Annotated in this window: 9 protein-coding genes and 1 pseudogene; 5 read left to right on the forward strand and 5 right to left on the reverse strand. The window is 68.6% G+C overall.

The window, feature by feature from the left end; genetic code table 11:
* The first annotated feature begins 23 nt into the window (after positions 1-23).
* Positions 24-3,416 carry an NAD-glutamate dehydrogenase domain-containing protein gene (locus tag AZG88_RS11780; protein ID WP_061045427.1) on the forward strand — a complete coding sequence of 1,131 codons (3,393 nt, stop codon included), beginning with the start codon at positions 24-26 and terminating at the stop codon, positions 3,414-3,416.
* A 68-nt stretch (positions 3,417-3,484) separates the two neighbouring features.
* On the opposite strand, the gene AZG88_RS11785 is transcribed toward AZG88_RS11780, so the two are convergent.
* Together AZG88_RS11785 and AZG88_RS11790 are read right to left on the reverse strand one after the other, a co-directional pair.
* Positions 3,485-4,210, reverse strand: coding sequence for an amino acid ABC transporter ATP-binding protein (locus AZG88_RS11785; protein WP_005249317.1), 726 nt, complete (start codon positions 4,208-4,210; stop codon positions 3,485-3,487).
* Between the two features lie 4 nt (positions 4,211-4,214).
* Positions 4,215-6,026, reverse strand: a complete 1,812-nt coding sequence (locus tag AZG88_RS11790; RefSeq protein ID WP_061045426.1) for an ABC transporter substrate-binding protein/permease — start codon at positions 6,024-6,026, stop codon at positions 4,215-4,217.
* A 134-nt stretch (positions 6,027-6,160) separates the two neighbouring features.
* Between AZG88_RS11790 and AZG88_RS11795 the strand changes: the two genes are divergently transcribed.
* The 3 genes from AZG88_RS11795 to AZG88_RS11805 are packed head-to-tail and all read left to right on the forward strand — an operon-like array spanning position 6,161 to position 10,035.
* Positions 6,161-6,796: a TetR/AcrR family transcriptional regulator C-terminal domain-containing protein gene (locus AZG88_RS11795; protein WP_005249319.1), complete on the forward strand. Its 636-nt coding sequence runs from the start codon at positions 6,161-6,163 to the stop codon at positions 6,794-6,796.
* Positions 6,797-6,819: 23 nt separating this feature from the next.
* Positions 6,820-8,325, forward strand: a complete 1,506-nt coding sequence (locus AZG88_RS11800) for a class I adenylate-forming enzyme family protein (RefSeq protein WP_061045425.1) — start codon at positions 6,820-6,822, stop codon at positions 8,323-8,325.
* Positions 8,326-8,343: 18 nt separating this feature from the next.
* Positions 8,344-10,035 (forward strand): acyl-CoA dehydrogenase family protein, encoded by a 1,692-nt coding sequence (locus AZG88_RS11805; RefSeq protein WP_061045424.1) that lies wholly within the window; start codon positions 8,344-8,346, stop codon positions 10,033-10,035.
* 43 nt (positions 10,036-10,078) lie between these two features.
* Here AZG88_RS11805 and AZG88_RS11810 read toward each other — a convergent pair whose 3' ends face one another.
* Positions 10,079-11,011 carry a DMT family transporter gene (locus tag AZG88_RS11810; RefSeq protein ID WP_061045423.1) on the reverse strand — a complete coding sequence of 311 codons (933 nt, stop codon included), beginning with the start codon at positions 11,009-11,011 and terminating at the stop codon, positions 10,079-10,081.
* Between AZG88_RS11810 and AZG88_RS11815 the strand changes: the two genes are divergently transcribed.
* On the forward strand, positions 11,010-12,431 hold the full coding sequence (locus AZG88_RS11815) for an aminotransferase-like domain-containing protein (protein ID WP_061045422.1): 1,422 nt from the start codon (positions 11,010-11,012) through the stop codon (positions 12,429-12,431). The genes AZG88_RS11810 and AZG88_RS11815 overlap by 2 nt on opposite strands.
* A gap of 41 nt (positions 12,432-12,472) precedes the next feature.
* Here AZG88_RS11815 and AZG88_RS11820 read toward each other — a convergent pair whose 3' ends face one another.
* Both AZG88_RS11820 and AZG88_RS11825 read right to left on the reverse strand, forming a co-directional pair.
* Positions 12,473-13,786, reverse strand: a complete 1,314-nt coding sequence (locus AZG88_RS11820) for a PucR family transcriptional regulator (RefSeq protein ID WP_442971712.1) — start codon at positions 13,784-13,786, stop codon at positions 12,473-12,475.
* Positions 13,783-14,559, reverse strand: a pseudogene (locus AZG88_RS11825) (NAD(P)/FAD-dependent oxidoreductase); the annotation flags it as partial. The gene AZG88_RS11820 and the pseudogene AZG88_RS11825, both read right to left, overlap by 4 nt.

The raw sequence follows: 14,559 nt of genomic DNA on the forward strand, positions 1-14,559 counted from the left end.
CTACAGGAGATCACCCCATCGTCATGAACAGCATCGGCACGGAACTCGACACCCCCTGGTCCCACGAGCTGTGGCGCAGCACGCTGCTCACGGAACCGCACCGTCTCGACACCGGCGTCGCGCGCCACTACGCGTCCGCGCTGCCGATCAGCTATGCCACCGAAACCGATCCGGCACAGGCGATCCGCGACGTCGCCGAGGTGGAGCGCCTCGACGTCGACAGTGTGGCGCTGACGTTCACCACCACCGAGGCGTCCGCGCCGTACGAGAACCTCAAGATCTACGCGGTCGGGAAACCCGCTCCGCTCAACGAGGTTCTGCCGATCCTGTCCAGCCTCGGTGTCAACGCGCTCGACGAACGGCCGGCCGCGCTGACCCGCCCGGACGGGCACCGTGCCTGGATCTACGACCTCACCGTCGATCTGGTCGCCGTGACGGACGGCCACGGGGTGACCCGGGACAGCCGGATCGCGGACGCGTTCCGGGCCGCGTGGACGGGTGAGACCGAGGTCGACGGGTTCAACGCGCTCGTTCTGCACGCCGGGCTCGGGTGGCGGCAGGTGACCGTCCTGCGCGCGTACGCCGCCTACCTGCGTCAGGCCGGGCTTCCGTACAGCCGCAGCAACGTCGAACGAGTCCTGCTGAGCAACAGTGCAATCACGCAACTCCTCGTCGAGTTCCACGCGCTCCGCCTCGACCCGGGCATCGAACGCGACGCCGCCGCGGAAGACGCGCTCGGGGGCCGCATCGTCGACGCGATCGACGCCGTCGCCGGGATCGACGCCGACCGGATCCTGCGGGCACTGCTCTCGCTGATCCGCGCCACCACCCGGACGACGTACTACGCCGGCGACCGTCGGCCCGCGCGCGCTCTCGCGTTCAAGTTCGATTCCTCGTCGATCGACGAATTGCCGCTGCCCCGGCCGAGATACGAGGCCTACGTGTACTCGCCCCGGATGGAGGGCGTGCACCTGCGATTCGACGACGTCGCCCGCGGCGGCATCCGGTGGTCGGATCGCCGCGACGACTTCCGCACCGAGATCCTCGGACTCGTCAAGGCGCAGGCGGTCAAGAACGCCGTCATCGTCCCCGCGGGAGCGAAGGGCGGCTTCGTCGTCAAGAACCCGCCCGTGCCCACCGGCGACGCCGCCGCCGACCGGGAGGCGATGTACTCGGCGGGCATCTCCTGCTACCGCGAATTCATCTCGAGCCTGCTCGACATGACGGACAACCTCGACATCAGGACCCGGCAGGTAATTGCGCCGGAGGGCATCGTCCGGCGCGATGGTGACGACACGTACCTCGTGGTCGCCGCGGACAAGGGGACAGCGGCATTCTCGGACGTCGCCAACGCGATCGCACTCGAGCGCGGGTATTGGCTCGGCGACGGATTCGCGTCCGGCGGTTCCGTCGGCTACGACCACAAGGCGATGGGCATCACCGCCCGCGGCGCGTGGGAAAGCGTCATGCAGCACTTCCGCGAGATGGGCGTCGACACCCGCACCGACGACTTCACCGTCGTCGGCATCGGCGACATGAGCGGCGACGTCTTCGGAAACGGGATGCTGCTCAGCCCCCACATCCGCCTGCTCGCGGCATTCGACCATCGGCACGTCTTCATCGACCCCGATCCCGACCCGCAGCGGTCGTGGGACGAGCGTGCACGGCTCTTCGGGCTCGGCAGGTCGAGCTGGAAGGACTACGACAAGGCGGTCCTCAGCGACGGCGCCATGATCGTCGACCGGTCGGCGAAGTCCGTCCGGCTGACACCGCAGGCCCGGCGCGTTCTCGGGATCGACGACGATCGGGTCCTCACCACCGTCGAACTCGTGCGTGCCGTCCTCGGTGCGCCCGCGGACCTGCTGTGGAACGGCGGGGTCGGCACCTACGTCAAGGCGACGACGGAGAGCCACGCCGACGTCGGCGACAAGTCGAACGACGCGGTCCGGCTCGACGCGCCCCAACTGCGCGTCCGGGTGGTCGGCGAAGGCGGCAACCTCGGCCTGACCCAGCTCGGGCGGATCGAATACGCGCGCAACGGCGGTCGCGTCAACACCGACGCGCTCGACAACTCGGCCGGCGTCGACTGCTCGGACCACGAGGTCAACATCAAGATCGCCCTGGCAGGCGCCACCGCCGACAACACCCTCGCCGCGCAGGACCGGCGAGAGTTGCTGTCCGACATGACCGACGACGTCAGCAGGCTCGTCCTCGCCGACAACCGCAGCCAGAACGAGATGATGAGCCTGAACCGGGCGCAGGCCGGCACTCTCGTCAGCTTCCACTCCCGCATGGTCGACGACCTGGAACGGCGCGGCCACGTGGACCGCGCGATCGACGTGCTCCCGACGTCCGCGCAGTTCGGCGCACTCGAACGTGAGCAGAAGGGACTGACCAGCCCGGAGCTGGCGCAGCTCACCGCGCAGGTCAAGCGTTTCATCAAGAGCGAGGTGTCGGGCACGACGCTCCCCGACAACGGGGTCTACGCCGGCCGGCTGCACAACTACTTCCCGCCGCGCCTCGGCCGGGAGTTCGCGCACACGGTCGCCGCGCATCCGCTGCGCCGGGAGATCGTCACGACGTCGGTCGTCAACGACATGGTCGACCGCGCGGGGATGACGTATGCCTTCCGGCTGCGGGAGGAGACGGGCGCCGACTCCGCGGAGGCGGTGAACGCCTTCACTGCGGTGACCGAGATCTTCGACCTCGGAGCGACTTTCGAGCGGATCCGGGCGACGGCCGACACGACGCCGACGGCCGGGACGAACGCACTGACGGTGCAGACCCAGCGACTGATCGACCGCGCGTCGCGGTGGCTGACCACGCACCGGCCGCAGCCGCTGCCGCTCGAGGCCACCATCGCCCGCTACCGGCCGGTCGTCCGCGACCTCGGCCCGCGCGTGCGGGAATGGTTGCGCGGCGACGAGATCACGGCGGTGGAGCGGCGCACCGAGGCCCTCACGTCGCGCGGCGCGGAGACGGGGCTCGCCGCGGACGTGGCGGACCTGCTGCACACGTACTGCCTCCTCGACATCGTGGACATCGCGGAGATCTCGCAGCACCGCCCCGAGGACGTCGCCGAACTGTACTTCGCGCTGTCGGCGCACCTGCACATCAACACCGCACTGACCGCAGTCACGGCGCTCCCTCGGCTGGACCGGTGGCACGCCCTCGCACGCCTCGCCCTGCGTGACGATCTGTACAGCTCGCTGCGCGCCATCACCCTCGACGCGCTGTCCGTGAGCGAACCCGGTGAGGACGCATCCGACAAGGTCGACCAGTGGGAACAGCACAACGCCGCCCGGCTCTCCCGCGCGCGTGCGCTGCTGACGGAGATCGAGTCGGAGGTCGCCACCGAACCCACGCTGGCGCTGATCTCCGTCGCGGCCAGGCGGATCCGGGCGATGACGCGGTAGGCGCTTCGCGCCCGTGCGTGGTTAAGGAGTCTCAGGACTCGTCAACCACGCACAGGCCGCGGAGCGGTCTAGAGCACCTGGGACAGGAACTGCTGCAGCCGTTCGGTTTCGGGCTTGTCGAACAGCTGGTCCGGCTTGCCGGTCTCGACGACGGCACCGTGGTCCATGAACAGCACGGTGTCGGACACCTCGCGGGCGAAGCCCATCTCGTGGGTGACGACGACCATCGTCATGCCACCCTTGGCGAGGTCGGCCATCAGCGCGAGGACACCCTTCACCAGTTCGGGGTCGAGTGCCGAGGTGGCCTCGTCGAAGAACATCACCTCGGGCTTCATCGCGAGGGCGCGGGCGATCGCGACGCGCTGCTGCTGCCCGCCCGACAGGTTGCCGGGCCGTGAGTCGGCCTTGTTGGCGAGCCCGACGAGTTCGAGCTGTTCGAGCGCCAGCGACCGCGCCTCGTCCTTGGACATCCCCTTGAGCTTGCGGGGCCCGAGGGCGATGTTGTCGACGACGGTCTTGTGCGGGAACAGGTTGAAGTGCTGGAACACCATGCCGATGCGCTGCCGCAGCTTGTCCGGGTTGTCCTTCAGCACCGACTTCCCGTCGAGCAGGACGTCGCCCTGATCGGGTTCGTGCAGCCGGTTGAGGACCCGCAGCAGGGTGGACTTTCCGGAGCCGGACGGTCCGATCACGGTGACGGTGTCGCCGGCGTCGACGTGGAGGTCGACGCCGCGGAGCACCTTGTTGGTGCCGAACGCGAGGTGCAGGTCGGTGCCAGTGAGAGAGACGGCCATCGCCTTATCCCCTTTCCACGACGATGGACTGTTCCACCGGGTCGAGCGTGCCGGACGTGTCGGCGCGGCCGGTGCGCAGGCGGTTGTCGATGTAGTTGACGAGGTGGGTCAGCGGAATCGTCATCGCCAGGTAGAACAGGCCGGCGGCGACGAGCGGCGACAGGTTGCCGGTCTGCGCGTTGAGGTCGCGGCCGACGGCGAACAGTTCCCGCTGGCTGACGAGCAGGCCGAGGAAGTAGATCAGCGACGAGTCCTTGATCAGGGAGATGAACTGGTTCATCAGCGCTGGCAGCACCCGTCGCACACCCTGCGGAACCACGACGAGCGTCATCGACTTCCGGTAGCTGAAACCGAGCGCCCGGGACGCCTCGAGTTGTCCGGGTTCGACGCTCTGGATGCCGGACCGGAAGATCTCACCGATGTACGCGGACGCGAGCAGCGACAGCGCGGCCGCACCGAGCCAGTACGGGTTGTTGCCGGTGAGTCCCTTGACGATGGGTCCGGCGCCGAGACCGACGATGAGGATGATGACGACGGCGGGCAGCCCGCGGAACACGTCCGTGTAGACGCGGGCGGGCCAGCGGAGCCAGCGAGTGCGGGAGATGCCGGCCATCGCGAGCAGCATGCCCAGGACGGTGCCGACGATGCCCGACGCCAACGCCAGGATCAACGTGTTCGGCAGACCGGTCTTGAGCAGATCCGGGAACGCCCGCGTGTAGAGGTCCCAGTTGAAGAACGTGTCCTTCAGCTGCTCGAGCGTCGACTTGGGCTCCGCGACCGGGGTTTCGGTCGTGTTCTGCGAGTTCTGGGCGGCGAGCGCGGCGAAGTCCGGCAGGTCGGGCGCCGGCGCCGCCTTGCTGCCAGGCTTCCAGCCCTCGGGCAGTTCGCGGGGCACCCAGTCGGAGTACAGCTGCGCCCAGGTGCCGTCGGCGATGACGGCGTCGAGCCCGGAGTTGAGGGCGTCGATGAGCGGCTGGTTCTCCTTGTTGACGGCCCAGCCCACGAAGTTGTTGACGCTGAAGGTGTTCTCGACGATCGACGTGGGATCGCCCGGCGCAATGGCACCCTCGGCCTGTTGCGACGGCGCCACCCAGGCGTCGATCTGCCCGGACTTCAGGTTGGCGTGCGCGGTGGCGTAGTCGGGGAATTTCACCGGGTTCAGCTTCAGCGTGTTCACGACGTAGTCGTCCTGGACGGTGCCCTGGACGACACCGATGCGGGTCGTCGCGGTCAGGTCGTCGAAGCCCTGGATCGGTCCGCCGTTGGGGACGACGAGGGAGAAGTAGCCGAAGTCGTATCCGTTGGTGAACCCGACTGTGTTACGGCGCTCGTCGGTGGTGGTGATGGACGAGGATCCGACGTCGAAGCGGCGCCCGGCGACCTGGGCGAGCAGGCCGGCGAACTCGGTGCCGACGAAATCGACGCGCAGGCCCAGCTTGTCGGCGACGGCCCTCAGCAGTTCGTTGTCGTAACCGGTGAACTCGTTCTCGGAGTTCACACAGATGCTCGGCGGCGCGTCGGACAGCGTGCCGACGGTGAGGACGCCGGGGGTGATGAGGTTCAGCTTGGACGCGTCGATCTGGTCGAGGGGGGTGGTCGACGGCGTCGTGTAGCGGTCCTCGGCCGCGGCGCCGGAGGCGGCGAGGTTGGTCGGGGCGGCGGTGGCCGCGCCGACGCCGGGTGGCGAACACAGATCCTGCGACGCCGATCCCGACGTCTCCCCGTCACTCGAACACGACGACAGGGTCAGCGCCAGCAGGGCGGTGAGCAGTAGCGCCACCACCACACGGATCTTCGCTCCGACGGAAGAAAACATGGTGAGCAGCGTAACCCTGGCGGTCGGTATTTCCGGGGTCGGAGGATGTCCGGCGCGACGCCCGTCACTCTCCTTGTTTGTCATACAAACAAAGTTGAGTTATTGTTTGTCATACAAACAAGTGGGAGGCAGTCATGGTGTCGCAGACGGGCCGAGCAGCGCGGGCCACCCGGGAGTCCGGTCGCCAGACCCGCGACGCCCTGTTCACCGCCGCCACCGAACTCTTTCTCGAGCACGGCGAGGGTGTCCCGATCACGCAGATCTGCGCCGCCGCGGGGGCCCACCCCAACCAGGTGACCTATTACTACGGTTCCAAGGAGCGCCTCTTCGTCGAGGTCGCGTGCGCTGCCGTCCTGCGTGCCGGCAAACGGGCCGAGGGCGACGCGGCCACCGCGGAGACCGTCGGCGACTACACGGAGAAGCTCGTCGGCTCCCTGCTCGGGCCGGGCGCGCCCAGCGTCGAACTCTTCACCTCGGCGATGCTGATGACGGGACGCCGCGGCGAACTGCGCGACCTCATCACCGACACCCTCCGCACCCTGCACTCCTCGGGCGAGGACGCGCTGATCCGCACCCTGATGCGCACCGGCTGGAAACTGCGCGCCGGCATCGACGTCGAATCGAAGGCGTTCTGGTCGGCGATCTTCGGCCTCGTGATCCAGAAGACCGCCACCGGTGAGAGCTTCGGCTACTCGCTCGAGGAGGCCGTCGCCGTCATCTTCGCGAACCTGCAGATCCCCGAGACCGTCCGCAACACCTCCATCGACTGAACTTCTCTTCTCCAAGGAGCGCGATGAACATCGTTCGCGTATTCGACAGCAACGTCCGGAAGACGCCCGACAAGGCTTTTCTCCATTTTCAGGGTCGCGACCATACGTATGGTTCCGTGCAGGACGGCAGCCGCCACGCCGCCGCCCTGCTGCGGAAACTGGGGGTCGGGCACGGCGACCGCGTCGCTCTGATGTGTTTCAACACCCCCGGCTTCGTCTACGCGATGCTCGGCGCCTGGCGCATCGGCGCGGTGGTGGTGCCGGTCAACCACAAGATGCAGGCACCCGAGGTCGACTACATCCTGCGGCACGCGCAGGTGAAGGTATGCGTCTTCGACGGCGACCTCGCACCCGTCATCGAGCGACTCGAGACGCCGGTGCAGCTGCTGTCCACCGACACCGCAGTGGAGGGACACACCTTCTTCGACGACGCGATCGCGGACCTCGACGGCATCGACGGCATCGAGCCGGACGAGAACGACCCCGCGGAAATCCTCTACACGTCCGGCACCACCGGCGCACCCAAGGGTTGCGTGCACAGTCATCGCAACGTCGTGCTCGTGGCGACCACGGCGGCCCTCGGTCTGTCGATCACCCGCGACGAGCGACTGCTGATGGCCGTCCCGATCTGGCACGCGTCACCGCTCAACAACTGGCTCATGGCGACGCTGTACATGGGCGGCACCGTCGTGCTCGTCCGCGAGTACCATCCCGTCCACTTCCTGGAAGCGGTACAGCAGCAACGCATCACGCTGTGCTTCGGGCCGCCGGTCATCTACACCACGGCGCTGAATGCGGTACCGGACTTCGCCGAAAACGACCTGTCCAGCGTCCGGGCCTGGCTCTACGGCGGCGGACCGATCGGCGCCGATGTGGCGCGCCGGCTCGTCGAGTCGTACCGCACCACCCGCTTCTACCAGGTGTACGGGATGACGGAGACCGGTCCCGTGGGGGCCGTCCTCTACCCGGAGGAACAGCTCGCGAAGGCCGGCTCGATCGGCCGGGCGGCGCTCGCCGGCGTCGACATGCGCCTGGCCGGCCCCGACGGCATCGACGTGCCCGCCGGGGAGATCGGCGAGATCTGGCTGCGCACCGAGACCGTGATGCAGGGTTACCTCGACGATCCCGACGCCACCGCAGCCGTGTTTGCCGACGGCGGCTGGTACCGCACAGGCGATCTCGCGCGCCGGGACGACGACGGCTACCTCTTCATCGTCGACCGGGCGAAAGACATGATCATCACCGGCGGCGAGAACGTCTATTCCAAGGAAGTGGAGGACGCCATCTCCGGCCATCCCGACGTCGTGGACGTCGCGGTGGTGGGCCGGCCGCACCCCGAATGGGGCGAGACCGTCGTCGCGCACGTCGTGTGGCGTGAACCGGACGTCGTGGGTGCCGACGACATCCGCGACTACCTGTCGGACAAGCTGGCGCGCTACAAGATTCCGCGCGACTACGTGTTCGCCACCGTGTTGCCCCGCACACCCACCGGCAAGATCCAGAAGCACCTGATCCGCTCCGCGAGCTGACTCACGAAAGACAGTGCCATGACTACTTTTTCCGAAACGAACGTCACCCATCCCGCACCCCACCGGACTCACACCGTGCTCAACCAGTCGGTGCCCCGCGCCGACGTCAACGAGTTCACCCTCGACACGGTGCTGGCCGAGGGCGTGCGCCGCCACGACGCCGACTGGGCCACCGGCGAACTCACCGACATCGGCGCACTCGTCGGCAGCGCCACGTTCCAGCACGACGCCGAACTCGCCAACACGATCATCCCCGAACTGAAGACGTTCGACCGCTGGGGCAATCGGATCGACGAGGTCGAATACCACCCGGCGTATCACCGGATCATCTCCGCGGCCGTCGCGCACGGGGCGCACACGTCGGCGTGGGCCGACCCGAAGCCCGGCGCGAACGTCGCTCGCGCAGCGGCATTCATGATGTTCGCGCAGATCGAACCCGGACACTCCTGCCCGATCTCGATGACCAACGCCGTCATCCCCTCCCTCGACCTGCAACCCGACGTCGCCGCGATCTGGAAGCCGCGCGCGCTGTCCCGCAGCTACACCCCCGAACTCGACGCACCCGGCAAGGCGTCCGCGATCTTCGGCATGTCCATGACGGAGAAGCAGGGCGGCTCCGACGTCCGGGCCAACACCACCGTCGCGACACCCGCCGGACGCGGTGGTCCCGGCGCCGACTACCTGCTGACCGGGCACAAGTGGTTCTGCTCCGCGCCGATGTCCGACGCGTTCCTCGTGCTCGCACAGGCGGAAGGTGCGGGCGGCGACGGCCTCTCGTGCTTCCTGCTGCCCCGCATCCTCCCGGACGGCACCCGCAACGTCTTCCGCATCCAGCGACTGAAGAACAAGCTGGGCAACAAGTCCAACGCGTCGTCCGAAATCGAACTCGACGGCACCGTCGGCGTCATGGTCGGCGAACCGGGACGCGGCGTCCGCACCATCATCGAGATGGTCGCGCGCACCCGCCTCGACTGCGTGCTCGGCAGCACCGCGGGCATGCGGCAGTCCGTCGCGGAGGCAGTGTGGCACGCCCGGCACCGCTCGGCGTTCGGGAAGGTCCTGGCCGATCAGCCGGCCATGACGTCGGTGCTGGCCGACCTGGCGCTGGAGTCGGAGGCGGCCACCGTCACCGCACTGCGCCTCGCCCGGGCGCACGACGAGGACGCGAGCGAGCAGGAACGCAGCTTCCGCCGGCTCGCGACTGCGGTCGCGAAGTACTGGATCTGCAAGCGCGGCCCGCACCACGCCTACGAGGCGCTGGAATGCCTGGGCGGCAACGGTTACACCGAGGACTTCCCGCTCGCCCGCCGCTACCGCGAGCAGCCCGTCATGGCCGTGTGGGAGGGGTCGGGCAACGTCATCGCCCTCGACGTCCTGCGCGCGATGACCCGCGAACCCGACAGCGTCGCCGCATTCGACGCTGAGGTGAACCTGGCCCGCGGCAGCAACGCGGTGCTCGACGAGCACCTCGACCGGGTCCGTCGTCAGCTCGGCGAACTCGCCACCGAGGACCCGGCCCGCGCACAGTTGCGCGCCCGCACCGTCGTCGAATCGATGGCCCTCGCACTGCAGGCGTCGCTGCTGACCCGGTTCTCGCCCGCCGCCGTCGCCGATGCCTTCGTCGACGCCCGCCTCGGCCCCGACCGCACGCACGAGTACGGCACGCTCTCCCCCTCCGCCGATCTCGGGTCCATCCTCAGTCGGGCGTAGGCGGCTCCGCCGCCCGTGCGTGGTTGACGAGTCTCTGGACTCTTTAACCGCGCACGGGTGCGAAGCGCCCTCGGGCTCGGACGGCGGTCCCGGCACAGACGACGACGGCCACTCCGCCGAGGACGGTGGCCCAGGTGAGTTGTTCTCGCAGGAGCAGGGCCGCCCAGGAGATGGTCAACACGGGTTGGACCAGTTGGACCTGGCTGACCTGCGCCATCGGCCCGATCGCGAGCCCGCGGTACCAGGCGAAGAAGCCGAGAAACATGCTGACCACGCCCAGGTACGCGAACGCCGCCCACTCGATCGGTGAGCCGGTCGGCGGCTGCCGGATCGCCGAAACGACCGCCAGGGCGATCATCAGCGGCGCGGCGACCATCAGCGCCCAGGACACCGTCTGCCATGCGCCGAGCTCGCGGGCGAGAAGGCCGCCCTCGGCGTATCCGACCGCGGCGGCCGCGACGGCACCGAACAGCAGCAGGTCCGACCAGTGCAACCGACCGATCCCGCCGCCCTGCATGGATGCGAACACGACAGATGCCAGGGCGCCCACCCCCGCCATGATCCAGAACGACAGCGGCGGATGCTCTTTTCCTCGGACAGCAGTCGTGACCGCCGTCGCCGCCGGCAACAGTGCGATGACGACGGCACCGTGACCGGCAGACACGGTCGTCAGGGCGAAGGACGTGAGAAGCGGGAAGCCGACGACGACTCCACCCGCCACCACGGCGAGCCGCGCCCACTGCGCACCCCGCGGCACGCGCTGCCGGGTCAGCGTCAGAGCGAGCGCCGCGAGCACCGCGGCGACGACCGCTCGGCCCGAGCCGATGAACAGCGGCGACAACCCGCCCACCGCCACCCGAGTGAACGGCACCGTGAACGAGAACGCCGCCACCCCGAGCAGGCCCCACCAGAGACCGGCACGAGAAGTCGATAACACTGTCGCGCGAATTTGAGTAGCGCTACTATCTACCGTCATGGTCAACGATAGCAGTACGCGCATCGTCGCAGCACTGGGTGAATGGATCGCCCAGGCGCCACCCGGGGCGCGGCTCCCATCGACCCGGTCGCTGGTCGCGGAGTACGCGGCAAGTCCGGTGACCGTGCAGAAGGCCCTGCGTACCCTCACCGCGCAGGGGCTGATCGAGAGCAGGCCCGGCGTCGGCACGTTCGTTCGCGCCGTTCGGACCGCGCGGCCGCTCGACTACGGATGGCAGACCGCGGCTCTGCGATCCCCGCCGAGCCGCCTGCCTTCGCTGTCGACTCCGATGCGCCGCGCCTCCAACGATGCGATCGCGCTGCACGCGGGCTATCCGGATCGGGAACTCCTACCGGAGCGCCTGATTCGATCCGCGCTGACCCGAGCAGCACGCAGCGACGCCGCGCTGTCGCCCTCTCCCACAGCGGGTCTGCCGGAGCTGCAGTCGTGGTTCGCCCACGAGCTCGGCAGCGCGACACCGGTCGGCGTCACGCCGCCCACAGCGAGCGACGTCATCGTATTGCCCGGAAGTCAGAGCGGGCTCAGCTCCGTCTTCCGGGCCCTGGTCTCTTTCGGGCAACCGTTGCTGATGGAGTCGCCCACGTATTGGGGGGCGATCCTGGCCGCGGCCCAGGCCGGAGTGCACGTCGTCCCCGTCCCCAGCGGACCTGACGGCCCTGACCCGGACGAGCTGGCCCGCGCCTTCGAGGAGACCGGCGCGCGTGTGTTCTACGCGCAACCGAACTACGCCAACCCCACTGGCGCACAATGGTCGAACACGGTGGCCGAAAGCATATTAGAGGTAGTCCGGGCGAACGGGGCCTTCCTCGTCGAAGACGACTGGGCCCACGATTTCGGAATCGACACCAACTCCAACCCCGTCGCCGCGCACGACGACGCCGGCCATGTGGTCTACCTCCGCTCGCTGACCAAGAGCGTGTCACCGTCCATACGCATCGCCGCAGTCATCGCCCGCGGTCCTGCCCGGGAACGCATCCTCGCCGACCGCGGAGCCTCCTCGATGTACGTCAGCGGACTACTCCAGGCCGCAGCACTCGACGTCGTCACCCAGCCCGGATGGCAGACCCACCTGCGCAATCTCCGGCAACAACTCCGGGCACGCCGCGACCTGCTCGTCACCGGCCTGCGCGAGCACGTCCCCCGAGCCCACCTCACCAACGTGCCCAAAGGCGGACTCAACCTCTGGGTACGCCTGCCCGACGCAACCAACCTCACGCAACTCGTCCGCGACTGCGAAGCCGCAGGAGTGCTCATCGCCCCCGGCGCCGAATGGTTCCCCGCCGAACCCGCGGGTCCCTTCATCCGACTCAACTACTCCGGTACCAACCCCGGCGCCTTCCCGGAAGGCCTACGCGTGATCGGCGACAAACTCGCGGCTCCGCCGCCCGTGCGTGGTTAAGGAGTCCAGAGACTCGTCAACCACGCACAGGCGCGAAGCGCCTACTTCAGCACCGTCGGACCCAGGAACTCGCACACCTGCAGGGCGAGAGCGAGATCCAGCTTGCTGTGGGTGCCGGTGGCGGGGTCGCCGAGAGCCTTGGTGATGCGGTATTTGACGGTGTTGCGGTGCAGGTTCATCTGCTGGGCGGTGTGGAGGTGGCTTTCGCCGGTCGCGAAGTAGGTGCTGAGCGTGGTCCGCAGTGTCGCGGCCTGGTCGGTGTTCTCCGCGAGCGGGCCGAGGACCTCCCACACCCACGCCCGGGTCGAGTCCAGGTTCTCGGCGAGGAGCGAGACGACGGCGACGCCGCGGTCGCCGAAGCCGACGATCGGCCGGGCCGGGGTGTTGGGCACGGTCGCGACGGAGTAGGCCGCGCGCGCCTGTTCGTGTGACCGTCGGAATCCCGCGATCCCGGTCGCGGGCAGGCCGATCGCGGTCCGGATTCCCGGGTTCGCGGGCAGGGCCGCGGCGAGTTCGGTGGTGTCGAGGACGGGTTTCCGGCGGCCGAAAGGGAGCCAGGCCCACAGGGTTCGACGGTCGATGGCGGTGACGATGGGTGCGGAGTCGGTGGCGAGGTGGCGGGCAAGGTCCCGCACGTAGTGGTCGAGGGTGTTGAGGCTCGCCTCTGTGTCGGGACCGGTGGACCACAGGATCATCGCGACGTGCGTCTGCTCGAGCCGGTAGTGCGTTTCGGTCTCGAACGCGGACCCGTCGTCGCCGGTTCCGGTGAGGAGGGTGTGGATGGTCGACGAGTGGACGTTGCCGCGGGCACCCAGCCAGCGCCGTCGTTCCTGCTCGTAGGCGTCGAACACGTACAGCGTGATCCAGTCGATGTAGCTGTACACGACCTCCGAAATGTGTTTGAGCACAGCGAGGGTCAGCGGTCCGGACAATTGGAGGGAGCTGACCTCGTCGTAGCAGATCTTGATCAGGTCGTCCTGGCCCATGTGGTACGCGCGGACAAGCGAGTTCGACGACACGTCACGTTGCGCCAGCCGCAGCGCGTACTCCACGGCGGCGGTGGTGGGCTGTAGGTGATCGACGGGAATGTCGTTGGCGAGGACGTGCACGATCGTCGAGACGTTGCCGTTCACGCTCGCCTCGAGCAGTTCGACGAGTTGCGGGTCTTCGTCGAGTTGGTCGATCTCGTGCGCGAGCAGCGCACTCATCGAGCGGGTGATCTCCGCCTGCCGCGCATCGAGTTTCCGGGCGATGCCGGCGACGATGTCGAGGACCTCGGCCTCCGCCATCGCGGGCACCCGCGCCATGCGGCGCCTGGCACCGGCGCCGCGGTCGCCGGGGGCGGGACTGCTCACAGCACGTCCCCTCCGCCCTTTCGCAGATAGCGCAGGGCGGATTGCGCCGCGTTGTACCCACACATGCCGTGTGCCCCGGCGCCGGGCGGCGTCGATGCCGAACACAGGTAGGTGCCGGGGATCCCGGTGCTGTACGGGTCGAGGGCGATGCGCGGCCGCAGCACGACCTGGGTTTCGGTGTTGGCCCCGCCGATGATGTCACCGCCGATGTAATTGGGATTCGACGCTGCCAGCCGCGCCGTTCCGCTCCTCACCGTGGCGACGATGCGGTCCCGGAAGCCGGGGGCGAATCGTTCGATCTGCGCGGTGATCGCCTCCGTCGCGTCGCCCGTGTAGCCGTGCGGGACATGGGCGTACGCGTACAGCGGATGCAGATCGCCGTTCGATCGACCGGGATCGGCGAGGTATTGCTGACCGAGGAGGACGAACGGCCGCTCCGGCATGCGGCCCGCAGCGACGTCGCGTTCGGCGGCCGCGATCTCGGCGAAGCTGCCACCCAAGTGGACGGTCCCGGCGCGTCCACATTCGGGATCGGTCCACGGCACCCCGCCCTGGATCGCGAAGTCGACCTTGAAGGCGGCGGGCGCGTGCTTGAACCGCCGGTATGCACGGGCCACCCGGTCGGGCAGGCGAGCGCCCAGGATGCCGAGCGCGGCGGACGGCGCGACGTCCAGCAGGACGACGTCGGCGGTCGGGAGTTCGGTCCGATCGCGGACATGGACACCGGTGGTGATCTTGCCGCCCCGGTCGGTCAGCAGGGCTGCGAGTGCGCC

The sequence above is a fragment of the Rhodococcus sp. LB1 genome, assembly GCF_001583455.1.
Lineage (GTDB): Bacteria > Actinomycetota > Actinomycetes > Mycobacteriales > Mycobacteriaceae > Rhodococcus_F > Rhodococcus_F opacus.

Excerpts from the sequence above, each read along its gene's own strand:
- AZG88_RS11780 (WP_061045427.1), top strand. The coding sequence starts at position 24 with ATGAACAGCATCGGCACGGAACTCGACACCCCCTGGTCCCACGAGCTG.
- AZG88_RS11785 (WP_005249317.1), bottom strand. The coding sequence starts at position 4,210 with ATGGCCGTCTCTCTCACTGGCACCGACCTGCACCTCGCGTTCGGCACC.
- AZG88_RS11790 (WP_061045426.1), bottom strand. The coding sequence starts at position 6,026 with ATGTTTTCTTCCGTCGGAGCGAAGATCCGTGTGGTGGTGGCGCTACTG.
- AZG88_RS11795 (WP_005249319.1), top strand. The coding sequence starts at position 6,161 with ATGGTGTCGCAGACGGGCCGAGCAGCGCGGGCCACCCGGGAGTCCGGT.
- AZG88_RS11800 (WP_061045425.1), top strand. The coding sequence starts at position 6,820 with ATGAACATCGTTCGCGTATTCGACAGCAACGTCCGGAAGACGCCCGAC.
- AZG88_RS11805 (WP_061045424.1), top strand. The coding sequence starts at position 8,344 with ATGACTACTTTTTCCGAAACGAACGTCACCCATCCCGCACCCCACCGG.
- AZG88_RS11815 (WP_061045422.1), top strand. The coding sequence starts at position 11,010 with ATGGTCAACGATAGCAGTACGCGCATCGTCGCAGCACTGGGTGAATGG.
- AZG88_RS11810 (WP_061045423.1), bottom strand. The coding sequence starts at position 11,011 with ATGACGGTAGATAGTAGCGCTACTCAAATTCGCGCGACAGTGTTATCG.